Origin of the sequence: Capnocytophaga sp. FDAARGOS_737, assembly GCF_009730375.1 — a bacterium.
Lineage (GTDB): Bacteria > Bacteroidota > Bacteroidia > Flavobacteriales > Flavobacteriaceae > Capnocytophaga > Capnocytophaga leadbetteri.
The window spans coordinates 1,111,636-1,133,834 of record NZ_CP046316.1; the positions used below are offsets into that span (position 1 = coordinate 1,111,636).

A 22,199-nucleotide genomic window follows, 5' to 3' on the forward strand; every position below is an offset into this window, starting at 1 on the left:
GTTAATAAGTTAATTCTTAATTTTTACGGTGATACTGAAACGTACTTCTGTCCATCCTGCTGTATTAGTAGGCAAGGTAGCTACTAACACAAAGGTACCCGACTGTGTAAAGGTAAGGCTGTTAGCTTGTAGCGTTGCGGGAGCTACGCCAAGTACCTTACCAGTGGCATCGGTAAAGTGGTAACGTATTTGCGATGCGTTTATGTTACCTAAATGCTCCCACTGACTGATATTAATAGCGGTGCCTTGCGTTATTTCGGTAGGGAAGTCCTTAATGTAAGGAGGAAACTCCTCAGCTGGTGGAGCAAGAGGTGCTTGCGCTTCTACTTTTACTTGTACGGTAAAGGTTTTCTCACCGGCTTTGGCTTCGATAGTGGTTTCGCCGGCTGCTATAATGGTTACCTTGCCATTGCTATCTACTTTTACCACTTGCTCGTTGGTAGATTGCCAGCTAACAGTAGGGCTTGTTGCATTGGCAGGGAGTACGGTTGCGGTTAATTGTACCGGAGCATCGCCTACCTTGGCTGTTATGCTTGCAGGGGTAACTGTTACTGATTGTACCGGTATTGGTGTAGGTGCTTGTGCTTCTACTTTTACTTGTACAGTAAAGGTTTTCTCACCGGCTTTGGCTTCGATAGTGGTTTCGCCGGCTGCTATAATGGTTACCTTGCCATTGCTATCTACTTTTACCACTTGCTCGTTGGCAGATTGCCAGCTAACGGTAGGGCTTGTTGCATTGGCTGGCAGTACGGTTGCGGTTAATTGTACCGGAGCATCGCCTACCTTGGCTGTTATACTTGCAGGGGTAACTGTTACCGATTGTACCGGTATCACTTGAGGCTGTTGCGGCTGTTGTGGCGCTGCTGCTACTTTTACTTGTACAGTAAAGGTTTTTTCGCCGGCTTTGGCTTCGATAGTGGTTTCGCCGGCTGCTATAATGGTTACCTTGCCATTGCTATCTACTTTTACCACTTGCTCGTTATTGGACTTCCAACTAACGGTAGGGCTTGTAGCATTGGCAGGGAGTACGGTTGCGGTTAATTGTACCGGGGCATCGCCTACCTTGGCTGTTATGCTTGCAGGGGTAACTGTTACTGATTGTACCGGTATTGGTGTAGGTGCTTGTGCTTCTACTTTTACTTGTACAGTAAAGGTTTTCTCACCGGCTTTGGCTTCGATAGTGGTTTCGCCGGCTGCTATAATGGTTACCTTGCCATTGCTATCTACTTTTACCACTTGCTCGTTGGCAGATTGCCAGCTAACGGTAGGGCTTGTAGCATTCGCAGGCAGTACGGTTGCGGTTAATTGTACCGCAGCATCGCCTACCTTGGCTGTTATACTTGCAGGGGTAACTGTTACCGATTGTACTGGTACAACTTGTGGCTGTTGTGGCTGTTGCGGCTGTTGGGTTACAACTACTTTAAGAACAGCCGTTTTGCCATTGGCTGAACTTGCTATAAGCTGGGTAGTTCCCGAACGCACTCCCACCACGCTGCCGTCTTCTATCTTGGCTACGGCTTCGTTATCCGATGCCCAGCTAATAGTTTTATCACTTGCATTATCGGGGGTTACGGTTGCCGTAGGCAGCTCACCGCGCTCGCCTACTTTTAAGCTTAGTTCGGTAAACGAAAGCGCTACCATCTGTACCGGTATTTCAAAAATAGCTTGAATGGTCTCGTCTTGGGTAATGTTGGAAAGGCTATACGTATTGCCTGTTCCTACTAGCTGCCCGTTGTGGTACCAGCCCTTAAAGTTGGTATTAGGTAGGTTAGGCACTTGGAAGGTGGTGCTACCGCCGCTCTGTACTCTTTGCTGTTGTGAGCGTGCCAAAATAGCCCCTTTGGTATCTACTATTTGTAGGGTAACGGTATGTTTGGGTATTTGTGTAAATACCGCCTTAATAGTGCGGTGCTGCGCCTCCATAGTAAAAGTAAGCGGATTGGAAGAACCTATATGCTGACCGTTTTCTTCCCAGTGTGAAAATTGCCAGCCTTGATCCGCTTGTGCCGTAAGCGCTACAGCTTCACCTGCTGTAAACTCATTTTTAGCTACTGATACAGTACCTTGTCCTTCTTGTAAGAGATTCATTTTGTAGGTTCGAGCATCTTCAATACTAAAGTACTGTACACTATAAGCTCCACCCATCAAAACTCCATCTTTGTAAAAACGATTTGAAGTACCATCACTGAATTCTACTTCAAATTCAGCTTTCCCACTCACACCTTTTGCCTTTGCAAAGTCTAAAAGTTCTTGTAGCGTCCTCGCTTGCGTACCTTCATAGATATCTACATAACTTGAGCCAACCTTCACTCGCCACCACGCCCCTGCCATTTTAGGATCAGCAGAAATGCGTTTTGAGAGATCGTTAGCATTGCTAATGATAATAGATTGTGAGGTAAGTGCTTGTCCTTGATACATCAACTCTCCATAGTAGTTTACATCACCTGCAAAGTCACAAGTATAAGAAACACCATTTTCTGTATAGGTAAACTTAAATGCTGTAAGACCAGGCTCTTTTACCTTAATTTTTCTCCCCTCAATAACAATATTTGTATTGTTTCTTATAATACTTAAATTCTGATATGATTCAGGGAAAGTAATAGCAAATTCCACCCCATTTTTAGCTAAGATTCGAGTTTTCTGCAAATCTTCATTATCATAAGGTCGTACATTTATGGCACAATCTGTAATAGAAACTGCTTCTCCTTCTGTTCTTACTGTCTTTTTATAAGTAGTCTGTGCAGAAGAGAACCATACAGCACTAAGTACCATAAAAGTGGTTAAAAGTAGTTTTTTAATATTGGCATTCATATTATTTACAATTAAAGTTTAAGAGGTCTTACCTCACTAATTTCTTATACTTAATCCGTGTAGGAGTTACTTCTTTGCCAAGGCGTTTTTTCTTGTTCTCTTCGTATTCCGAAAAGCTGCCTTCAAAGAAATATACTTGTGAGTCGCCCTCGAAAGCTAAGATGTGGGTACAAATACGGTCTAAGAACCAGCGGTCGTGCGAGATTACTACCGCACAGCCAGCGAAGTTTTCTAAACCTTCTTCTAAGGCGCGGAGGGTATTCACGTCCAAATCGTTGGTAGGCTCGTCCAACAGCAATACGTTGCCTTCTTCTTTTAGGGTCATTGCAAGGTGCAAGCGGTTGCGTTCACCTCCCGAAAGGGTCGCTACTTTCTTGTTCTGCTCACTGCCACCAAAGTTAAATCTACTTAGGTAAGCGCGTGAGTTCACCTGCCTGCCGCCCATCATTATAAGGTCTTGCCCGCCCGAGAAGTTCTCCCAAATAGACTTTTCAGGGTCTATCTGCTTGTGACTTTGGTCTACGTAGGCTATTTTTACCGTTTCACCTACCAAAAAGTCGCCGCTATCGGGCTGCTCTTCTCCCATAATCATACGGAAAATGGTAGATTTACCTGCGCCGTTAGGCCCTATCACGCCCACAATGCCTGCCTGTGGCAGTACAAAGTTAAGGTCGTCATACAATAGCTTATCGCCAAAGGCTTTTGCTACGTGGCGTGCCTCTATCACATTAGTACCCAAGCGAGGCCCGTTGGGAATGTATATTTCAAGTTTTTCTTCTAATTGCTTTTGGTCTTCATTCAGCAGGCGGTCGTAGTTTTGCAAACGCGCTTTCTGTTTCGCTTGTCGCCCTTTAGCCCCTTGGCGTACCCATTCCAGCTCACGTTCTAATACCTTTTGGCGTTTGCTTTCGGTTTTCTGTTCTTGGGCAAGGCGTTTGGCTTTTTGGTCAAGCCAAGAAGAGTAGTTACCCTTCCAAGGGATACCCTCACCACGGTCAAGCTCCAATATCCAGCCCGCTACATTATCCAAAAAATAACGGTCGTGGGTTACGGCTATCACGGTGCCGGCGTACTGTTGTAGGTGCTGCTCTAACCACAATACCGATTCGGCATCGAGGTGGTTAGTAGGCTCGTCTAAAAGGAGTACATCGGGTTGTTGTAAGAGCAGGCGACACAAGGCTACACGGCGGCGTTCCCCTCCCGAAAGTACTTTAATAGGCGTATCAGGGTCGGGCGTGCGTAGAGCTTCCATAGCCACTTCCAGCTGGTTGTCTAACTCCCAAGCGTTCAAGGCGTCAATCTTGTCCTGTAACTCGGCTTGCTTATCCATCAGCTTCTGCATCTTATCAGGGTCGGAATAGTTCTCTTCTAAGCCGAAAAGGTCGTTAATATGGTTAAACTCATCAAGTAGTTTAACGGTTTCGGCTACGCCTTCGCGCACTACCTCAATAACGGTTTTCTCATCGTCAAGGTGCGGTTCTTGTTCTAAATAGCCTACGGTGTAGTTAGGAGCAAAAACCACTTCGCCTTGGTAGTTTTTATCAATACCGGCTATAATTTTTAGCAAAGAGGACTTACCAGAGCCGTTAAGCCCTAAAATACCAATTTTAGCCCCGTAGAAGAAGCTCAGGTAAATGTCTTTAAGCACTTGCTTGTTAGTAGATGAATAGGTTTTGCTCACCTTATTCATCGAGAAAATAATCTTTTTATCGTCTGCCATAATGTTAATTTGTCAATGGGTAGATTTTTGAGTAGGCGATTAATGAAAGGCACAAAGGTACTACATTTTTGCTAATTACCAAAATTAAAATGTATTTACCCTTGCTAAAGAGGCTTCGTATTCGGCTACCATCTCGTCAATCACCTCTTTAGCGGTCTGCACCTTGTCTATTAGTGCCGCTACCTGTCCTATCTCTAACTCTCCTTCAGCCATATCGCCCTCAAACATTCCTCGTTTGGTACGCCTATTGCCCACCAAGGCTTGTAGGTTAGCAACGGTAGCTTGCTGAGTGTTATAGAGGTCTTTTACTTGCTGATAAAAGCCATTTTTTAGCAAACGCACAGGGGCTAACTCTTTCAGGGTGAGCTCAGTATCGCCCTCGCCTGCTGCGACCACCTTTTCTTTAAAAGCAGGGTGTACGGACGCCTCGGCAGTAGCTACAAACCGACTCCCAACTTGTACGCCCTCAGCCCCTAAAGCCATAGCGGCCAACATCGCATTGCCGGTAGCTATTCCGCCAGCAGCAATTAGCGGAATGTCTAATACGCGCCTCACAGCAGGGATAAGCACCATAGTGGTGGTTTCCTCACGACCATTATGTCCGCCAGCCTCAAAACCTTCAGCAACCACAGCATCAACGCCAGCCGCTTGTGCTTTGAGGGCGAACTTACTACTGCTCACCACGTGCGCTACTTTTATACCCTCTTTTTGCAATAGCGAAGTATAGGTAGCCGGATTGCCCGCTGAGGTAAAAACAACCTTTACCCCCTCGCGCAAAATTACCTCTATTGCCTTGTCCATTTCGGGGTACATAATAGGAATATTTACCCCAAAAGGTTTATCAGTAGCCGCTTTGCATTTGCGTATATGCTCTGTAAGGGTTTCAGGGTGCATAGAGCCAGCCCCTAACAGACCCAATCCACCGGCATTACTGACAGCAGCCGCCAGCCGCCAACCGCTTGCCCATATCATACCCCCTTGAATAATAGGGTATTGAATACCAAAAAGTTCTGTAATACGTGTTTTCATTGTCTATAATTTAAGACTGCCATTTGCGTCAAACTCCCAAAAAGGGTTGTAAGCAACTTCAAATATATAGCCGTCAAAGTCTTTAAAGTAACCGCTATACCCTCCCCAAAATACTTTTTGAGCAGGTTTTATAATTGTTGCCCCTAATTCTTCAACCTTAGCTAATACACTATCTACTTCAGCTTCAGATGTAGCATTATAGCTAATAGTCATACCTGCAAAAGCACTTGGCTCATAGGGCAACCCAGTATCTGCTGAAAGTTCCTCTAACGGATAGAGCCCCAGCACAATACCTCCTAAGGGGAAAAGAGCATAATCATCCATACTTTTATCGGACTTTTGCCAACCTAACCCCTCATAAAAATTAAGAGCTTTCTGAAAGTTGCGAACGCCTAAAGTAATTAAGGTTAATTTCTGCCTCATATAAAATCGGCTTTAGTCTAGTTCAGCTCTCGAGAAAAGGTCGTTAATAAGAGCCTCATCTTCACAAGCCTCTTTAAACGAAACGACAAATTCCTTTAGAGCGTCAGCATTCCGTGAGTAAGCACAAAACATACTTCCCTCAGGGTCGAAGTTAATAACCTCTTTTAAAGCAGGCTTCCTTTCTTCGAGGAATACTAACGCTAATGAACCCCAATCATAGCCATTCCCTTCAAACCCTTCATCTCTTCGGCTTTCAAAAATCTCATCTTTCCAGCCCCCCACGTCTAAACATATCGAATAACTTTTGTTATCGTGGTCAACCCAACGAAAAGGAGCGATTTGTTCTTTAAATGATGTACTCATATTAGTGAATTTATTGATTTGTTTACTATTAACATTAGCTATTTTACTGCAATTCATAAATAAAGTAAGAACCTTTTATTGCAAATAAAACCAAAGCTAAAACGTGGCAAATATACTAATAATTACTCAATAAACAACCCTCTAAAACTGACAGCTATAACACAATTAACAAAAGTTTAACACTAACCATTTGGTTAATACAGATAGTTAATGTAATTTTGTCCCCGAAATCAAATAGCGATGAATAACACTAATAACATATCAGCCGAAGAGCGCATCAAAGCCGCAGCACGCAAAGTCTTCCATCAGAAGGGCTATGCAGCTACGCGCACTCGCGACATTGCCGAGGAAGCTGGCATCAACCACGCGATGCTCAATTACTATTTCCGTAGCAAAGAAAAGCTATTTCAGATAGTAATGACCGAAACAATGACGCAATTCTTCAGAGGCGTAGGGGTTATACTCAATGATGAAACTACTTCTTTAGACGAGAAAATAGAGCGCGTAGTGGCTAATTATATCGATTTGCTCTTAGAAGAGCCTGACCTACCGACCTTTATACTCAATGAGGTACGCCCTAATCCGCAATTCTTTGTAGAGCAAAGCCCTATAGGCGAAGCGCTTACTCACTCTGTGTTAGCCCGTCAGTATGCCGAGGCAGTAGCTCAAGGACGAATAACCGAACCTAACCTAATGCACGCTGTCCTCAACGTTATCGGATTGGTGATATTCCCTTTCGTTGCTAAGCCTATGCTAAGCGCAATTACTAACCTACCCGAAGAGCAATACAAAGCCTTAATGCTCCAGCGCAAAACCCTTATCCCACAATGGATTAAGGCGATATTGTCCCTTCCTAAAACGGGTGATTAGTGGGGCATATATTTTTTTATCTATACTCTAACCAAATGGTTAAACATATTGTATAATATAAACAACAGTTACATATGAAGTTCATAGCATCACTTCTGCTCTTTCCAATCATAGGTTTCGCACAACAAACGATAACCTTAAATGATTGTTACCAACTCTCTCGAGAGAATTACCCTACCATCCAAAAGCTCAATTTGCTCTCTAAGAGCGAAGCCTACACCCTTGCCAATGCCAACCGCGCCTACCTCCCGCAGGTCTCTATCTTGGGGCAAGCTACTTACCAGTCCGAGGTAACCGACCTTTCCAAGTCCGTTGCAGGCGTGCTCCCCTTGCCGCCCGACATCTCTTTGCCTACCATTGATAAGGAGCAATACAAGGTGGTAGGAGAGGTCAGCCAACTGCTCTATGGGGGTGGGGCAATTCGCAGCCAGAAAGCCATTGCTAAAGCCCAGACGGCAGTGCAAACCCAAGCGGTCGAAACGCAGTTGTATAACCTCAAACAGCGCGTTAGCAACCTCTATTTTGGGGCACTTCTTATCGAAGCACAGCTGTCGCAAAACCGCCTTAATATCGAAACGCTCGAGTCGCAACGCCAAAAAGCTGAAGTAGCCCTACAAAACGGCACGACCCTGCTGAGCAATGTAGCCGAGCTCAAAGCCGAAATCCTCCGTGTGAAAATGCAAACCGCTGAGTATGAGGCTGCCAAAGCCACCTACTTACAGATACTTTCTACCTTTATAGGCAAAGAAGTTACTGATGTATCTCAGCTGGTACAGCCTGCACCTGCGTTACCCTCTCAAAGCCTTGCTACCCCGATAGCTCGCCCTGAGCTCAAGGGATTTCAGCTACAAGAGTCGCTGCTCAAAGCGCAAGAAAAGCAACTCAATAGTGAATATATGCCCAAGTTAAGTGCGTTTTTCCAAGGCGGATATGGGCGTCCTACGCTCAATATACTCAATAACCAAGCGGACTTCTACTACATCACAGGCGTCCGTTTGCAGTGGAACCTAAGTCCTCTGTATAACTTGTCCAGCAAGAAGAATATACTCCGCCTAAGCCGCGAAAGTCTTTTGGCTGACCGCGATGCATTCTTGCGCAACACCCAACTCGACCTCACTCAGCAGTTCGAACAACTCAAAAAGCTACAAAAGCTGATAGAGCAAGACAAAGAGAATGTAACCCTGCGCCAAAGCATTGCCCAAGCCGCCCAAGTGCAGTTAGATAATGGTGTTATCACCACCCACGAATACCTGCAGAAGGTCAATGCCCAGCACCTCGCCCAGCAAACCCTATTGCTCCACCAGATACAACTTTTGCAAACACAAGAGAACCAGAAGCTAATAAACGGACAATCCTCCCCCAGCCCCTCCAAAGGAGGGGAGTTGTAGCGAGGCTAACAATAAAACAGAATAATAATAACCCATAAAAAAAATCCCCCATCGCCTTTACGGCTTGCCCCTCTTCTTTGAGAGATAGGTAACGAGTCCTTTACGGCTTGCCCCTCTCTCCTTGGGAGAGGGGGAACGGGGGTGAGGAACTAAAATGAAAAAAATAACTCTTATCACCGCTCTTGCAGCCCTTATGGCCTGCAACCACAAAAACGATTTCGATGCCTCAGGCAACTTTATAGCCGATGAAGTCATCGTTTCAGCCGAACAAAACGGACGTCTTATCGACTATATTGTCCAAGAGGGACAAACCATAAACGAGGGACAGAAAGTAGGGCAAATCAATGTGGAAGTCCTAAAACTACAGAAACAGCAGGTCGAAGCAACCATTGCTTCTCTCAAAGAAAAGACCCTAAACCCTGACGACCAAGCCGCTCTTATACGCAGCCAGTACGAAGTGCAAAAAGCACAGCTCGAGCAACAGCAACGCGAACTCGCTCGCGTACAGCAACTGGTCGCAGGAGGAGCCGCTACCCAAAAGCAGTTAGACGACCTCACAGCCGTAGTAGATCAATTGCGCAAGCAGCTATCCGTTACCGAAAACCAACTCAAGGTTAGTCTCACTAATATCAGCAGCCAGAACCGCAACGTGATGAGCCAAGAAGTCCCCTTGCAGAAGAATGCCGAAACCGTACAAGCACAGATTAGTCAAGGTGAGATTATCAACCCTATTACTGGCACAGTATTAGTCAATTACGCCCTAAAAGGCGAGATGCAGACCTTTGGAAAGCCTCTGTACAAAATCGCTAATACCGATACCCTCACCCTCAAGGCCTACATTACTGGCGACCAACTGCCGCAAATCAAGTTAGGACAAGCCGTTACCGTGCACACCGATGCGGCAGAGGGCGAGCAGCACACCTACAAAGGCGAAGTTACCTATATTGCCAGCAAGGCAGAATTCACTCCTAAAACTATACAGACCAAAGCCGAGAGAGCTAATTTAGTGTATGCTATCAAGATAAAAGTCAAAAATGATGGCTATCTTAAGATAGGAATGTACGGCGAAGTGCTATTTCAGTAATAGATATTTTTTCTACTTATTAGCTAATCGTTAGATGCTTATACTTTGGTGATTCTTCGCTCATCCTTCGGTGTTCTTCCGGTGTAAGTATATTCAATGTAAAGGGTAGGTATAGAAGAAAAAAAATCTAAAATAATGTAATAAAAACAAAGAATATGATAATTCGACGGTCGCGACCTCCGAATTATTATATGCTGATAATGAGATAGATATATTTCATACGATGCAAGTTAGCAACGTTACAGAATTTCCAGTAGAAGATTTTTTCAAGGTACCATTTACACATCATTCTATAATTCTCAGTGGGACAAAAGCTACATTAGAACGTTATTATTATATACATCGTACAGCAGAAGAGCATCTTACGGCAAGAAAACTACGTCAATTAATAAAAGAAAATGCCTATAAAAGTCAGGGGTATATGCCTAGTAATTTCGCGAGGACTATTAACGACCCTATAGAAGCACGTCGCGCTGTAGAGATGTTTAAAGACGAGTATTTGCTCGATTTTATTAATGTGGAAGAGATAGGACAACGTGAAAGTATTGATGTAGATGAGCGTGTAGTAGAGCAAAAAATTGTGCAGAATATCAAAAACTTTATTATGACTTTTGGTCGTGATTTTGCTTTTATTGGCAATCAGTACCATTTGGAAATCTATGGAGTAGAACAATTTCCTGATTTGCTGTTTTTCAATAGAGAATTAAACGCTATGGTAGTGGTAGAATTGAAGTTAGGAGAGTTTAAAACCTCTTATTTAGGACAGCTTTTTGGTTATCTACAAATACTTGATGACCACGTACGTAAGCCACACGAAAACCCCTCTATAGGTATTGTACTTTGCCAAACAGCTAACCATTCTTATGCCCAGTATGCCGTACGTGATTATACAAGGCCAATGGGAGTAGCTACCTATAAGACTTTGGACGATATGCCTGAAAAACTCCGTAAGGCTTTGCCTGATGTAAATAAAATGATAGAAATTTTAAAAAAGAAAGGATAATTGTTTCAGGATTACCCCCCTAAACAACCTTTTTTAATTCGGCGGTCGCGACTGTCGAAACTCTAACGAAGTCAAAAATAAATAAGTTTATTGCCGAATTAACTAATTGGCTAATCTATTAATTTAATGATTACATCAGTGTCCATTTGCCTTTGAAAAAAGGTTAATCACCACCACCCCAGCGATGATAAGCAAAGAACCTAGTACAAAAGGCAAATCTATTTTGTTCTTAAAAATAAGAATACTCACGACAGCTGTCAGTACAATCCCCACCCCCGACCAGATAGCGTAGGCTACCCCCAACGGAATATTCTTGAGGGCTAAGGATAAAAAGTAAAAACAAACACCATAAGACAACAGCGAGCCTACGGCAAACAACCACTTGGTAAACCCTTCCGATTTACCTAAAAGAGCGGTGGCTAAGACCTCTAAAACAATCGCTAAAGTAAGGTATAGGTAATGCATATAAGTATAGTATCTAATTTCGTGGCAAAAATATAACAATTTTACTGAAAATGAAATTAAAACTCATAGAACACATAAAGCTCACTAAAGAGCTCGTAGACCGAGAATACTTTTTCTCTGTGGGCTATTGCGAAGCAATCGAAACCCATTTGATGAAAGTACTTGTAAGTTGGGTAGCAGGCTATGAACGCTATTACCGCATAAGTGCCGAAGATTACGCATCGTTTGAAGAAGACCGTCCTGTATTCTACGAATTGTACAAAAACGAGCTCGGAGAGGATAACGAATGCTTTACTCAGAAGTTTATGGGGGCGCAAGCTCTACGCGATTATGACGGTCGTAAGAACTTTCAGACGTGTTATTCCTCAAAGGAAATGAATCCTTTTGGGCATTATGCCTATTGCAACGGAGTACTATATGCTCAAATCCTCTGGGACAAAGGCACTGTATATATACCTCCTTATCAGAAAGTAAAAACCCTTAACGGCGATTGGGACTATCCCTTGCGAAAAGATTGTTATATAGAAAAAGACCCCGAAGGCAAAGACCTCTGCTTTTGCCTTGATACAGAAAACGAAAAATAACCTCATAATTAGTAAATATGTTTGATATAGAAGAATGTAGAATAACCCTTCTCACAGAGTGCACATACGAAGTAGCTTACTTAGGAGGGCGTATGTTGTTAAGATATGAAACACAGCCTCCACACGGAGATGAGATTTGCTCAGTATATTTCCCTGAGTCAAACAACGAATTACCCTATTGGTGCTACCTGAGAAATATCAAGCAAATAAGTATAGATAAATCGACCGAAAGTTTCTTTATATCAATAGAAGCTGTGAAACCTCATCAATGGTCAGATGTTGTAACCCTAATTATTGATCCTAAACACAGTAGATTTGCTTGTTTAGATGATTGGTATCCTTCTATCAAAATAGAGGAAAACAAAATAAGTTATCGTAACGCTTATACAAAAAAAGAATGTATTTTATATGATTTTCAACTGCTTAACTGGCAATCATTTTAAGAAAATAACATATCGACAAATCAGCAAATCAAAAAATGACAAGCATAAATATACATAATCTCAGCAAGTCCTATGGCGATACCCGCGCCGTGCAACACCTTTCCTTAGAGGTCGAGAAAGGCGAGCTTTTCGGGCTTATAGGCCCCGATGGGGCGGGCAAAACCACTACCTTTCGTATGCTCACCACCCTTATCCTCCCCGATGAGGGCAGTGCTACTGTCGAGGGTAGCGACATCGTCCGCGATTACAAACAAATCCGCAACTGTGTAGGCTATATGCCTGGGCGCTTCTCCTTGTACCAAGACCTTACCGTGCAAGAAAATCTCGAGTTTTTCGCTACCGTCTTTGGCACGACCATCGAGCAGAATTACAGCCTTATCAAAGATATTTACGAGCAGATAAAGCCGTTCAGCAACCGTCGTGCGGGCAAACTCTCAGGGGGTATGAAGCAGAAGTTAGCCCTATGTTGTGCCCTCATTCACAAGCCTAAAGTACTTTTTTTAGACGAACCCACCACGGGGGTAGATGTGGTTTCGCGCAAAGAGTTCTGGCAGATGCTCGCCAAGCTCAAGGCACAAGGCATCACCATACTGGTTTCCACCCCTTATATGGACGAAGCTAGCCTATGCGACCGCATAGCCCTAATGCAAGCAGGAAAGATACTTTCCACCAGCACCCCCGAGCAAATCATCACCGATTACCCCACTACACTCTATGCTGTCAAGGCTCCTGACCTATACGCTCTGCTACAGCACCTGCGCCAGAAGTCCGAAATAGATAGCTGTTACCCCTTTGGCGAGTACTTGCACCTTACCCTAAAGGAAACCACCAACCCATACCAATTCGAGCAACAGCTAACACAAACCTTTTCACAAGTAGAGTGGAAACCCATCACCCCCACCATCGAGGATAGTTTTATCCGCCTAATGGAGGAAAAAGGGAATATATAAATTCTGAACCAAAACTTTGGCAAAGTTGAAATTAAAAAAGATAAACAATGAGCAAAATATGGAAAAATATTGTTGTTGAAACACAAGAAGAGGTAAAAGCAACCTTTAGTGAAGTATATGCTTCCTTAGATTTTGGAGCTTATATAGCCCCACAAGATTATTTTGTGTCTTATATTTTCGAGACAGAAGAAGCTTTAAATAAAGCAAAAGAGATAGGATTATTACAAAAAATAAGCAATTATCACAAACAATTACTACGTAAGAAGGAATATCCGGAAGAAGGTATAAAAGACTGTACTTTCGCCTCTCAAGAAGATTGTGATAAAGAATATAACGGAAATTGGTATTATTATTACAAATAAAAAGCACTCCTTCAATCGCTATCAATTCCCTTTATAAGTTGTCCCCTTTGGGATTGTTGGCAGTTGCCAAGTAAGTGAGAGGGGGCAATTTGCTAATTTTCACATTTGCTAATTTGCTAATTAATAAGATGAACGCAATAGAATGTAACAACCTTACTAAGCAGTTCGGCGACTTCAAAGCCGTCAACGGCATATCCTTATCCGTCAAGAAAGGCGAAATCTTTGGCTTCCTTGGTGCCAATGGCGCGGGCAAAACCACCGCCATACGTATTTTCTGCGGACTTTCCTATCCCACCTCAGGGCAGGCACGTGTAGCAGGCTTCGATGTTTATACACAGCAAGAGCAGATAAAGAAGCACATCGGTTATATGAGTCAGAAGTTTTCGTTGTACGACAACCTTACGGTAAAGGAGAATATCACCTTTTACGGGGGCGTTTATGGCGTACCCCGAAACGAAATCAAAACCCGCAGTGCCGACCTTATTGCCAAGCTCGGTTTAGAGGCAGAAGCCAACAAACTCGTAGGGTCGCTACCGCTGGGCTGGAAGCAGAAGCTCGCCTTCTCGGTGGCTATCTTTCATCGTCCCGAAATCGTGTTCCTCGACGAGCCTACCGGAGGGGTAGACCCCATAACGCGCCGTCAGTTTTGGGATATGATATACGACGCCTCCGCACAGGGTATCACCGTATTCGTTACCACCCACTATATGGACGAAGCCGAGTATTGCCACCGCATCAGCATAATGGTCGATGGCAAAGTCGAAGCGATGGATACCCCCACCAACCTTAAAAACCAATTTCACACTGATTCAATGGACGAAGTGTTCTACCAGCTCGCCCGCAAAGCAAAACGCTCAGCCGATTAAACAATGAAACAGTTAATAGCCTTTATACGCAAGGAATTCTATCACGTATTCCGCGACCGCCGCACCTTACTGATACTCTTTGGTATCCCTATTGCCCAGATTGTCCTTTTTGGTCAAGCACTCAGCAGCGAGGTGAAGAACATCTCTATTGCAGTCCTCGACGAGGCGCACAATGTCTATACACAGCAAATCCAAACGCAACTCGCCTCGAGTACTTATTTCAAGATAAAAAATCCCTTGCTCAATTATAGCGATATAGAGACTCATTTCAGAGAGGGAACCCTTAAAGCAGCCCTTGTTTTTCCTCCTGATTTTGGCAAAGACCTATACACGCCCAAGGGTACCACCCTACAGCTCATCACTGATGGGGCTGACCCCAATACCGCCAAAACGGTAGAAAACTACCTCAATGCCATATTGCTCAGCTACCAGCAGACGCTCAACCCCACGGCGCAACCCTCTTATCAGATAGTGGTAGAAAACCGAATGCTGTACAACGAAGCCCAAAATGGTTCGATGAACTTCGTTCCAGGGGTGATAGCACTCGTTTTTATGATAGTCAGCACAGCCCTCACCTCAGTGGCTGTCGTGCGCGAAAAAGAGTTAGGAACTATGGAAATACTATTAGTATCGCCTTTCAACCCCCTAAAAATACTCATAGCCAAAGCCACTCCTTACCTTATACTCTCGCTCATCAACTTTACAGTGATACTCTTACTCTCGGTTTATATGCTCGAAGTACCGGTGCAAGGTAATCTGCTACTGCTTTACACCGAAAGCACTTTGTTTATTATTATATGCTTAGCGTTGGGCTTACTCATTTCCACCAGCACCAGTTCGCAGCAGACCGCTATGCTTATAGCTATGATGGGAATGATGCTCCCCACGGCGTTCTTTACCGGTTTTATGTTCCCTATCGAGAATATGCCCCTTGTTTTTCAGGGTATTGCCAAAATCTTCCCTTCTAGTTATTACTATACTATCGTGAAGAAAGTAATGCTCAAAGGCTTGGGCTTCAGTTATATATGGAAAGAAACACTTATTCTCATCGCAATGGCGATAGTATTCTTAAGCCTTGCGATGAAGAAATTCAAAATACGATTACAATAAGAAGAGATGAAAGTATTACGTTTTATATTGCAAAAAGAATTCAAACAGATATTCCGTGACCGCACTATCTTAGCGATGATGTTTGTAGCACCAATAATGCAGTTCGTTATATTGCCGCAAGTAGCCAATTTTGATGTGAAGAACATCAATCTCGTCTATATCGACCACGACCAGAGCCCCTATTCGCAACAAATGCTACAAAAGATTACCGCCTCTGGCTATTTCCGACTTATTAGCGCCCCTTTCTCTTACAAAGAGGGTATCACATATATTGAAAAGGGCGAAGCCGATGTAGTAGTCGAAATCCCTACCGATTTCGAGCGCAATCTCGTGCGCGAGGGGCGGCAATCTATAGGCGTATCAATAGACGCTATTAACGGTAGCAAATCCAGCTTAGGAGGGGCGTATTTGGGGCAGGTCATACGTGACTTCAACCAGCAGTTAGAGGTGAATGTTAAAGCACCTAAAAGGCTTGCCAATACCGCCCAAATAGCAATGGCAAGCACCTCTTGGTACAACCCTCTGATGCAGTATAAGTACTACATAGTGCCAGGTATATTAGCCATATTGCTCACTATAATAGGGGGCTTCTTATCGGCGCTCAATGTCGTAAAAGAAAAAGAAATAGGCACTATTGAGCAAATTAATGTTACCCCTATTAAGAAGTGGCAATTCATTTTAGGCAAGCTCATACCCTTTTGGGTATTAGGCACACTGCTTTTCACCTTGGGGCTTACTCTTATGTATGTAGTTTATGGTATCGCTCCTGCTGGTAGTCTGCTCACCCTCTACACCTTTGCTGCGGTGTATTTAATCGCTATTTTGGGCTTTGGGTTGCTTGTTTCCACCTATGCCGATTCGCAACTGCAAGCTATCTTCATTGCCTACTTCTTCGTGATGATATTCCTATTGATGAGTGGTTTCCTTACCAATATAGAGAGTATGCCCGCTTGGGCAATGACGTTATCACAATTTATTCCCATTACCCACTTCGTAAAAGTGATGCGCCAAGTGATACTAAAAGGCAGTACACTATGGGAATTAAAGACCGAAATGGCTTACCTCATCGGCTTTGCTATTGTGCTTAATAGTTGGGCTATTGCCAATTACAAGAAAACAAACTGATGGGTTGCTGAGCCAATGCTACTGCCAGCAAATTTTCTCATCGACAAATTGGCATATTGACTAAAGTTTGTATCTTTGCGCCCAAAATAAGAATTATGACAGAACACGACTTGCTCAAAGCCCGTTGGGACGAGATAGTCAAACGCCTATCTGATACTTTTTCAGAAGGTGAACCCCTTCAGGTAGATACTATTATTTACCTTATTGGCGTACAAGAGTTAGGGCAATTAGGTCGTACCTACCAAAAAGACGAAAAAGTAGACCTTATGCATATAGCTATCTGTAAACTCTTAGAGCCTTTTGGCTATTACAGCTATGAGTTTACTGACCCTGATGGGTGGCCTCACTACCGCTTAGTACAAGAGTTGCCCCCCCTAAAAGCTGGCGAACAAACCATATTAATGAAAAAAGCTATTGTACAATACTTTTTAGATAGAGATTTTTTTTAGATGAAGAAAGTAGCATTCTACACCTTGGGTTGCAAACTCAACTTTGCCGAAACCTCTACCATAGCGCGTAGCTTTGAAGAGGACGGCTATATACGTGTTGATTTTGATGACCCAGCCGATATATACGTAATAAACACTTGCTCGGTGACCGAAAATGCCGATAAACAGTTTAAGCAGATAGTACGCAAAGCACTGAAAACTAACCCCAAGGCGTTCTTGGCGGCAGTGGGTTGTTATGCCCAACTTAAGCCCGAAGAACTCGCCTCGGTAGATGGGGTCGATTTGGTATTAGGTGCAAAAGAAAAGTTTAACATCACCCAATATATAGACGACCTTACCAAGAACAACGAGGGGGTTGTGCATTCTTGCGAGATAGCCGAAACTGACTTCTATGTAGGCAGCTACTCTATTGGTGACCGTACTCGCGCTTTCCTGAAGGTGCAAGACGGCTGCGATTATAAGTGTACCTATTGCACTATACCGATGGCAAGGGGTATTTCGCGCAGTGATACCATTGAGAATATATTGAGCAATGCCAAAAAGATTTCAGACAAAGGCATCAAAGAGATAGTACTCACAGGAGTAAATATAGGCGATTACGGCAAAGGAGAGTTCGGCAACAAGAAGCACGAACACACCTTTTTGGAGTTGGTAGAAGCCCTTGATAAGGTAGAAGGGATAGAGCGTTTGCGCATCTCGTCTATAGAACCTAACCTCATCAAAGACGAAACAATCGACTTTATAGCCCAATCAAATAGTTTTGTGCCTCACTTTCATATTCCGCTACAGAGTGGTAGCAACGAAATCCTTAAGAAAATGAAGCGCCGCTACTTACGCGAACTGTATGTGAGTAGGGTAGCCAAAATACGTGAGGTGATGCCCGATGCCTGTATAGGGGTAGATGTGATAGTCGGCTTCCCTGGGGAAACAGATGAGCTCTTCTTAGAGACGTATTACTTTTTGAATGATTTAGACATCTCATACCTACACGTATTTACTTATTCAGAGCGCGATAATACTGAGGCGGTGCTTATGGACGGAGTAGTACCTGATGAGGTACGAGCTAAGCGAAGCAAGATGCTACGCGGACTTTCGGCAAAGAAACGCAATGCTTTCTACGAAAGTCAGTTAGGCAAAGAGAAGACTGTACTTTTTGAGAGCGACAACAAGCAGGGCTATATACACGGTTTTACTGAGAATTACGTAAAGGTAAAAGCCCCTTGGGATCCTGCTTTAGTCAATACCCTCCACAAAGTAAAGCTTACCAAAATAGATGTCGATGGAATGGTGCGGTTTGAGTTTGTATAAAGTAAAAGAATGAGAAAAATAGTAAGCTAAAAATATTATGCAATTATTTCAAGACAAAAACGGTTTAAAAAACTTAAAAGAAAAACCTTTTAAGTTAGAGAAAGAAATGCAAAACTTATTTGAGAAAAATCTGACGCAAATTACAGGATTAGAGTTTGTAAAATCAGAGTTTTCTATACAGAGTTATCGTTTAGATACTTTAGCCTTTGATAAGGAAAATAATTCGTTTGTAATCATTGAGTACAAGCGCGGACATAATTATAGTGTATTTGACCAAGGCGTTTCTTATTTAAATACTCTATTGAAATATAAGGCTGATTTTGTTTTAGAATATAATGAAACTTTAGAAAAGAGTTTGAAGAAAGATGATGTAGATTGGTCACAGAGTAAGATTGTTTTTGTGAGTCCTGCATTCAATCAGAATCAGAAACAAGCAGTTGATTTTAAAGACCTCAATATAGAATTATGGGAGGTAAAACGATACGAGAATGATATTATTGTAATTGATGGAGTTAAGAAATCAGCAGCATCACCAAGTATTAAGCAAACCCCTCAAAAAGAAGATTCAGAACTTGTTGAGATTACTAAACAAATAAAATCATATACAGAGGAGGAACTTTTAGAAGGAAAATCTGATGAGGTGGTGGAGCTTTACAACGATTTTAAACAAGCTATTCTTAATCTTTCACCAGAGATAGAAATTATACCTCAAAAACTTTATCTTGCTTTTAAAATAGGTAGAAATAATATAACAGACATACAGATACAAAATAAGAACTTAAAGATATTTATCAATATGAAAAGAGGGGATTTGGAAGATCCTAAAAAAATGACAAGAGATATTTCATCTATAGGGCATTGGGGAAATGGTGATTATCAAATATCTGTATCAGATACTAGGAATATAGAGTATATAATGAGCCTTATCAAACAAGCTATACTAAAATCATAGCTTTTTGTGTATATCTATTTGATTTTCAGAAACTGTTTGTTTTGTTTCTTAAAACTTGACAACATCTTTTGAACTTGTATTGAAATGAAAAACTTTTTGATATTAACTCTTGCATTAATACTTTTTTCTTGCAATAACCCCATTGTTAGCTTCAAAAAATCTTGTGATAGACAAGCGGCTAAGGAAAAAGTAGAAGCTCTTGTGGAAGTACAAGAAAAAATAAAGCAAGTAGAGCGCCTTATGGGCAAAGACCGCCTTTATTGGGAGCAAGACAGTGTGCAGCAAGCTGATAAGACTTACTATCGCTTTAGACTTCTTACTAAAGCGCCTTATGTAGAAAAGCAGTTGTACACTTTCTGGGTAGATAAAAACGATTGTAAGGCTATCTTTTTAGAAGCAAAAGCCGATAGTCTTGTGCCTTATAAAGAAGTAGAAAAGCAACGACTACAGCAAGCGAAACAGCCACGGCAGTTTCCCTCTTTCTTTAAACAGTTTGCCGCTGATATAGCCTTTAGGCAGCAACACGTGGGCGAGTATCTGATGAACTTTTCGGTAGAAAAAGACGGCAGTATAGTCACTACTGAAGAGGAGTTGCTCACCTTGCCTATAGATGAATTGCAGACCTACACATTTACCTATTACCCTGATAATGTGTGCTGTGAGCATACCGATACCCACCAAATATTGGTATTTGTGCCGGTAGGCAACACTTGGCAGCTAACACAAGTGGTAACCAATAACAGATAATTCAAAAATTCACAATTGATATGGATAATTTTATAGACACTTTATCGCAGATAGACCAGATATATCTGTGGGATTTAATTGGTACAGCAGTCTTTGGCGTGTCGGGGGTATTAGTAGGCTTAGAGCGCCGTATGGACGTGTTTGGTATGCTTATCTTAGCCTTTGTTACAGGGGTAGGAGGGGGTACTCTGCGCGATATTATGATAGGCAGTATACCCGTATTTTGGATGAACAACCTAACGTATATACTGATGATAGTTATCAGTGTAGTGCTAACAGTTATCTTCAGAAAACAGTTCTCTGAACACTGGAGTAAATCGCTAATGCTCTTCGATACCATTGGGTTAGGGGTATTCACTATTATAGGGATAGAAAAAGCCTTGCGATTTGGGCTATCGCCTACTATAGCTATAATTCTGGGTACTATGACAGGTAGCTTCGGGGGAGTAATTCGCGATATATTGGCAAACAAACTGCCTGCCCTTTTCCACAAAGAGATTTACGCTACAGCCTGTATTGCAGGGGGAACTGTCTATTTCCTAATCAATGGATTGATGAATCATAACTTAGTGGTATTCATTACAATAATGGTAGTGATTAGCGTGCGCTTGCTGTCGCTAAAATACCATTGGGAATTGCCTAAGTTTTAAAGGGTGAAATGTTAATTATTAATGAATTGTTGCATATCTCAGCTAAAAGTATTATCTTTGCAAGCTGAAATAATTAAGATAAAATATTTTTTAAAAAATGAACATAAGTAGAGAGCAAAAAGATGCTTTAAACGCCGTGATTACGATAGATATCGTAAAGAGTGATTATGCAGAAAACGTAGAGAAAACACTTAATCGCTATCGCAAAACAGCCAACGTGCCTGGTTTTAGAAAAGGACACGTGCCAATGGGTATGATTCAAAGACAGTTTGGCAAGGCTATCAAATTTGATGAAATAAACGAAATCACTAATCGTAGCCTAAACGAGTACATATACAAAGAAAAGATTGGTATGCTCGGCAATCCTCTTCCGATAGTAAAAGATATCGATATAGAAGCCGATGACTTCCAATTTCAGTTTGAGATAGGCTTAGCTCCTACTTTTGAAGTAAACTTAAAACCAGCTGAAGGTATTTTGCGCTACGAGATAGAGGTAGACGAGCCACAAATAGATAAACAAATTGAGCGCATTCAGAAACAATTCGGCAAATTGGTATCAAAAGGCGAAGTACTAGACAGCGAAGATATAGAGCTAACAGGTACTTTCTTCAACGAAGAAAAGAATATTGAAAGTCAAGCTACTTTCAAACTTACTGACCTAAGTCCTGAAGTACGCAAAACCTTTATAGGCAAAAAAGTAGGCGATCAGTTTCAACTACAAACCAAAGGACTTTTTGAAGATGCACACAGCCTAATGCACTACCTAAAAGTATCGCACGATGAGGCGCATCATTTAGATATAGAAGTTACTTTTACTTTAGAAGAGATAAACGAACGCGAAAAAGCAGCTTTAGATGCTGATTTGTTCTCTAAACTATTCCCTGACGGTAGTGTAACTACTGAAGAACAATTGCGCGCTAAGATAAAAGAAGGTGCTGAACTACAGTTTAACGAACAAGCAGACCAGCACTTCTTAAACACAGTGACTGATTATTTGGTAGATAACACTCATTTTGACTTGCCAGCTGCTTTCTTGAAAAAATGGCTACGCACAGCAGGTGAAAAAGAACTTACTGAGCAAGAAGCTAATGAAGAATACGAACGTTCAGAAAGAGGATTACGTTATCAGCTTATCGAATCTAAAATAATGAACGACAACAATCTACAACCTACCAATGAGGAGATAAAAGAGTTTGGTAGAGAGTACATCAAAGCGCAACTATTGCAATATGGTATGCCAGCAGATGATGACGCTCAAGTAGATAGTATTTTGGATAGAATATTGAAAAACCACGAAGAAGTACAACGCATTCAGCAACAAGTAGTATTTAAGAAATTGATAGCTTTCTACAAAGAAAATGCAGCTATTAATACTAAGAAAGTTACTTTTGATGAGTTTATCAAATTAGCATTCCCAGAATAATACATAAAAACACAAACTATTACCAGTCCAAAATTGTCAGTAACCACCGAGTATTTTGTTGTATTGACAATTTT

The 22,199-nt window shown here is 42.2% G+C and carries 23 protein-coding genes; 17 read left to right on the forward strand and 6 right to left on the reverse strand.

Annotation, left to right across the window (positions count from 1 at the left end; all coding sequences use genetic code 11):
* Positions 1-9: 9 nt before the first annotated feature.
* The 5 genes from FOC45_RS04855 to FOC45_RS04875 all read right to left on the reverse strand — a co-directional run bounded on the left by FOC45_RS04855 (position 10) and on the right by FOC45_RS04875 (position 6,346).
* Entirely contained in the window at positions 10-2,811 is a 2,802-nt protein-coding gene (locus tag FOC45_RS04855) for an Ig-like domain-containing protein (protein ID WP_155846603.1), read from the reverse strand.
* 28 nt (positions 2,812-2,839) lie between these two features.
* A complete protein-coding gene (gene ettA, locus FOC45_RS04860) occupies positions 2,840-4,531 on the reverse strand; it encodes an energy-dependent translational throttle protein EttA (RefSeq protein ID WP_009393069.1) in 1,692 nt (563 codons plus the stop codon).
* 84 nt (positions 4,532-4,615) lie between these two features.
* Positions 4,616-5,560, reverse strand: a complete 945-nt coding sequence (locus FOC45_RS04865) for a nitronate monooxygenase family protein (protein WP_009393067.1) — start codon at positions 5,558-5,560, stop codon at positions 4,616-4,618.
* Positions 5,561-5,563: 3 nt separating this feature from the next.
* Positions 5,564-5,983, reverse strand: a complete 420-nt coding sequence (locus FOC45_RS04870) for a VOC family protein (RefSeq protein WP_009393065.1) — start codon at positions 5,981-5,983, stop codon at positions 5,564-5,566.
* Positions 5,984-5,995: 12 nt separating this feature from the next.
* The gene (locus tag FOC45_RS04875; protein ID WP_034539999.1) at positions 5,996-6,346 is read right to left on the reverse strand and encodes an immunity 51 family protein; all 351 of its coding nucleotides are present in this window, start codon (positions 6,344-6,346) and stop codon (positions 5,996-5,998) included.
* Positions 6,347-6,586: 240 nt separating this feature from the next.
* Between FOC45_RS04875 and FOC45_RS04880 the strand changes: the two genes are divergently transcribed.
* The 4 genes from FOC45_RS04880 to FOC45_RS04895 all read left to right on the forward strand — a co-directional run bounded on the left by FOC45_RS04880 (position 6,587) and on the right by FOC45_RS04895 (position 10,691).
* A complete protein-coding gene (locus FOC45_RS04880) occupies positions 6,587-7,216 on the forward strand; it encodes a TetR/AcrR family transcriptional regulator (protein ID WP_009393061.1) in 630 nt (209 codons plus the stop codon).
* 74 nt (positions 7,217-7,290) lie between these two features.
* A complete protein-coding gene (locus FOC45_RS04885) occupies positions 7,291-8,604 on the forward strand; it encodes a TolC family protein (RefSeq protein WP_009393059.1) in 1,314 nt (437 codons plus the stop codon).
* 154 nt (positions 8,605-8,758) lie between these two features.
* Positions 8,759-9,688 carry an HlyD family secretion protein gene (locus FOC45_RS04890; RefSeq protein ID WP_009393057.1) on the forward strand — a complete coding sequence of 310 codons (930 nt, stop codon included), beginning with the start codon at positions 8,759-8,761 and terminating at the stop codon, positions 9,686-9,688.
* A 223-nt stretch (positions 9,689-9,911) separates the two neighbouring features.
* Positions 9,912-10,691: a PDDEXK nuclease domain-containing protein gene (locus tag FOC45_RS04895; RefSeq protein ID WP_009393053.1), complete on the forward strand. Its 780-nt coding sequence runs from the start codon at positions 9,912-9,914 to the stop codon at positions 10,689-10,691.
* Positions 10,692-10,826: 135 nt separating this feature from the next.
* Here the strand turns inward: FOC45_RS04895 and FOC45_RS04900 are convergent, their stop codons facing one another.
* Positions 10,827-11,156, reverse strand: a complete 330-nt coding sequence (locus FOC45_RS04900) for a multidrug efflux SMR transporter (RefSeq protein WP_009393050.1) — start codon at positions 11,154-11,156, stop codon at positions 10,827-10,829.
* Between the two features lie 50 nt (positions 11,157-11,206).
* Here FOC45_RS04900 and FOC45_RS04905 point away from each other — a divergent pair, with 50 nt between their 5' ends.
* The 13 genes from FOC45_RS04905 (at position 11,207) to tig (ending at position 22,125) form a co-directional block, all read left to right on the forward strand.
* Positions 11,207-11,740 carry a hypothetical protein gene (locus FOC45_RS04905; protein WP_009393048.1) on the forward strand — a complete coding sequence of 178 codons (534 nt, stop codon included), beginning with the start codon at positions 11,207-11,209 and terminating at the stop codon, positions 11,738-11,740.
* A gap of 17 nt (positions 11,741-11,757) precedes the next feature.
* Positions 11,758-12,183 (forward strand): hypothetical protein, encoded by a 426-nt coding sequence (locus FOC45_RS04910; protein ID WP_009393047.1) that lies wholly within the window; start codon positions 11,758-11,760, stop codon positions 12,181-12,183.
* Between the two features lie 35 nt (positions 12,184-12,218).
* Positions 12,219-13,133 carry an ABC transporter ATP-binding protein gene (locus FOC45_RS04915; RefSeq protein ID WP_009393045.1) on the forward strand — a complete coding sequence of 305 codons (915 nt, stop codon included), beginning with the start codon at positions 12,219-12,221 and terminating at the stop codon, positions 13,131-13,133.
* Between the two features lie 47 nt (positions 13,134-13,180).
* Positions 13,181-13,495 carry a hypothetical protein gene (locus tag FOC45_RS04920; protein ID WP_009393043.1) on the forward strand — a complete coding sequence of 105 codons (315 nt, stop codon included), beginning with the start codon at positions 13,181-13,183 and terminating at the stop codon, positions 13,493-13,495.
* A gap of 128 nt (positions 13,496-13,623) precedes the next feature.
* Positions 13,624-14,361 carry an ABC transporter ATP-binding protein gene (locus tag FOC45_RS04925; RefSeq protein ID WP_084063423.1) on the forward strand — a complete coding sequence of 246 codons (738 nt, stop codon included), beginning with the start codon at positions 13,624-13,626 and terminating at the stop codon, positions 14,359-14,361.
* Between the two features lie 3 nt (positions 14,362-14,364).
* Positions 14,365-15,471 (forward strand): ABC transporter permease, encoded by a 1,107-nt coding sequence (locus FOC45_RS04930; protein ID WP_009393038.1) that lies wholly within the window; start codon positions 14,365-14,367, stop codon positions 15,469-15,471.
* A gap of 6 nt (positions 15,472-15,477) precedes the next feature.
* Entirely contained in the window at positions 15,478-16,596 is a 1,119-nt protein-coding gene (locus FOC45_RS04935) for an ABC transporter permease (protein WP_009393036.1), read from the forward strand.
* 95 nt (positions 16,597-16,691) lie between these two features.
* Positions 16,692-17,045, forward strand: coding sequence for a hypothetical protein (locus FOC45_RS04940; protein WP_009393034.1), 354 nt, complete (start codon positions 16,692-16,694; stop codon positions 17,043-17,045).
* Positions 17,046-18,353 (forward strand): tRNA (N(6)-L-threonylcarbamoyladenosine(37)-C(2))-methylthiotransferase MtaB, encoded by a 1,308-nt coding sequence (gene mtaB / locus FOC45_RS04945; protein WP_009393032.1) that lies wholly within the window; start codon positions 17,046-17,048, stop codon positions 18,351-18,353. It begins immediately after the preceding gene.
* 37 nt (positions 18,354-18,390) lie between these two features.
* The gene (locus FOC45_RS04950; RefSeq protein ID WP_009393030.1) at positions 18,391-19,305 is read left to right on the forward strand and encodes a DUF5655 domain-containing protein; all 915 of its coding nucleotides are present in this window, start codon (positions 18,391-18,393) and stop codon (positions 19,303-19,305) included.
* Between the two features lie 84 nt (positions 19,306-19,389).
* The gene (locus FOC45_RS04955) at positions 19,390-20,052 is read left to right on the forward strand and encodes a hypothetical protein (protein ID WP_009393028.1); all 663 of its coding nucleotides are present in this window, start codon (positions 19,390-19,392) and stop codon (positions 20,050-20,052) included.
* Positions 20,053-20,072: 20 nt separating this feature from the next.
* Positions 20,073-20,702 (forward strand): trimeric intracellular cation channel family protein, encoded by a 630-nt coding sequence (locus FOC45_RS04960; protein WP_009393024.1) that lies wholly within the window; start codon positions 20,073-20,075, stop codon positions 20,700-20,702.
* 97 nt (positions 20,703-20,799) lie between these two features.
* The gene (gene tig, locus FOC45_RS04965) at positions 20,800-22,125 is read left to right on the forward strand and encodes a trigger factor (protein ID WP_009393022.1); all 1,326 of its coding nucleotides are present in this window, start codon (positions 20,800-20,802) and stop codon (positions 22,123-22,125) included.
* The last annotated feature ends 74 nt before the right edge of the window (positions 22,126-22,199 follow it).

What these genes read in the sequence shown, in the direction of transcription:
- FOC45_RS04855 (WP_155846603.1), bottom strand. Translation starts at nt 2,811, where the DNA reads ATGAATGCCAATATTAAAAAACTACTTTTAACCACTTTTATGGTACTT.
- ettA (WP_009393069.1), bottom strand. Translation starts at nt 4,531, where the DNA reads ATGGCAGACGATAAAAAGATTATTTTCTCGATGAATAAGGTGAGCAAA.
- FOC45_RS04865 (WP_009393067.1), bottom strand. Translation starts at nt 5,560, where the DNA reads ATGAAAACACGTATTACAGAACTTTTTGGTATTCAATACCCTATTATT.
- FOC45_RS04870 (WP_009393065.1), bottom strand. Translation starts at nt 5,983, where the DNA reads ATGAGGCAGAAATTAACCTTAATTACTTTAGGCGTTCGCAACTTTCAG.
- FOC45_RS04875 (WP_034539999.1), bottom strand. Translation starts at nt 6,346, where the DNA reads ATGAGTACATCATTTAAAGAACAAATCGCTCCTTTTCGTTGGGTTGAC.
- FOC45_RS04880 (WP_009393061.1), top strand. Translation starts at nt 6,587, where the DNA reads ATGAATAACACTAATAACATATCAGCCGAAGAGCGCATCAAAGCCGCA.
- FOC45_RS04885 (WP_009393059.1), top strand. Translation starts at nt 7,291, where the DNA reads ATGAAGTTCATAGCATCACTTCTGCTCTTTCCAATCATAGGTTTCGCA.
- FOC45_RS04890 (WP_009393057.1), top strand. Translation starts at nt 8,759, where the DNA reads ATGAAAAAAATAACTCTTATCACCGCTCTTGCAGCCCTTATGGCCTGC.
- FOC45_RS04895 (WP_009393053.1), top strand. Translation starts at nt 9,912, where the DNA reads ATGCAAGTTAGCAACGTTACAGAATTTCCAGTAGAAGATTTTTTCAAG.
- FOC45_RS04900 (WP_009393050.1), bottom strand. Translation starts at nt 11,156, where the DNA reads ATGCATTACCTATACCTTACTTTAGCGATTGTTTTAGAGGTCTTAGCC.
- FOC45_RS04905 (WP_009393048.1), top strand. Translation starts at nt 11,207, where the DNA reads ATGAAATTAAAACTCATAGAACACATAAAGCTCACTAAAGAGCTCGTA.
- FOC45_RS04910 (WP_009393047.1), top strand. Translation starts at nt 11,758, where the DNA reads ATGTTTGATATAGAAGAATGTAGAATAACCCTTCTCACAGAGTGCACA.
- FOC45_RS04915 (WP_009393045.1), top strand. Translation starts at nt 12,219, where the DNA reads ATGACAAGCATAAATATACATAATCTCAGCAAGTCCTATGGCGATACC.
- FOC45_RS04920 (WP_009393043.1), top strand. Translation starts at nt 13,181, where the DNA reads ATGAGCAAAATATGGAAAAATATTGTTGTTGAAACACAAGAAGAGGTA.
- FOC45_RS04925 (WP_084063423.1), top strand. Translation starts at nt 13,624, where the DNA reads ATGAACGCAATAGAATGTAACAACCTTACTAAGCAGTTCGGCGACTTC.
- FOC45_RS04930 (WP_009393038.1), top strand. Translation starts at nt 14,365, where the DNA reads ATGAAACAGTTAATAGCCTTTATACGCAAGGAATTCTATCACGTATTC.
- FOC45_RS04935 (WP_009393036.1), top strand. Translation starts at nt 15,478, where the DNA reads ATGAAAGTATTACGTTTTATATTGCAAAAAGAATTCAAACAGATATTC.
- FOC45_RS04940 (WP_009393034.1), top strand. Translation starts at nt 16,692, where the DNA reads ATGACAGAACACGACTTGCTCAAAGCCCGTTGGGACGAGATAGTCAAA.
- mtaB (WP_009393032.1), top strand. Translation starts at nt 17,046, where the DNA reads ATGAAGAAAGTAGCATTCTACACCTTGGGTTGCAAACTCAACTTTGCC.
- FOC45_RS04950 (WP_009393030.1), top strand. Translation starts at nt 18,391, where the DNA reads ATGCAATTATTTCAAGACAAAAACGGTTTAAAAAACTTAAAAGAAAAA.
- FOC45_RS04955 (WP_009393028.1), top strand. Translation starts at nt 19,390, where the DNA reads ATGAAAAACTTTTTGATATTAACTCTTGCATTAATACTTTTTTCTTGC.
- FOC45_RS04960 (WP_009393024.1), top strand. Translation starts at nt 20,073, where the DNA reads ATGGATAATTTTATAGACACTTTATCGCAGATAGACCAGATATATCTG.
- tig (WP_009393022.1), top strand. Translation starts at nt 20,800, where the DNA reads ATGAACATAAGTAGAGAGCAAAAAGATGCTTTAAACGCCGTGATTACG.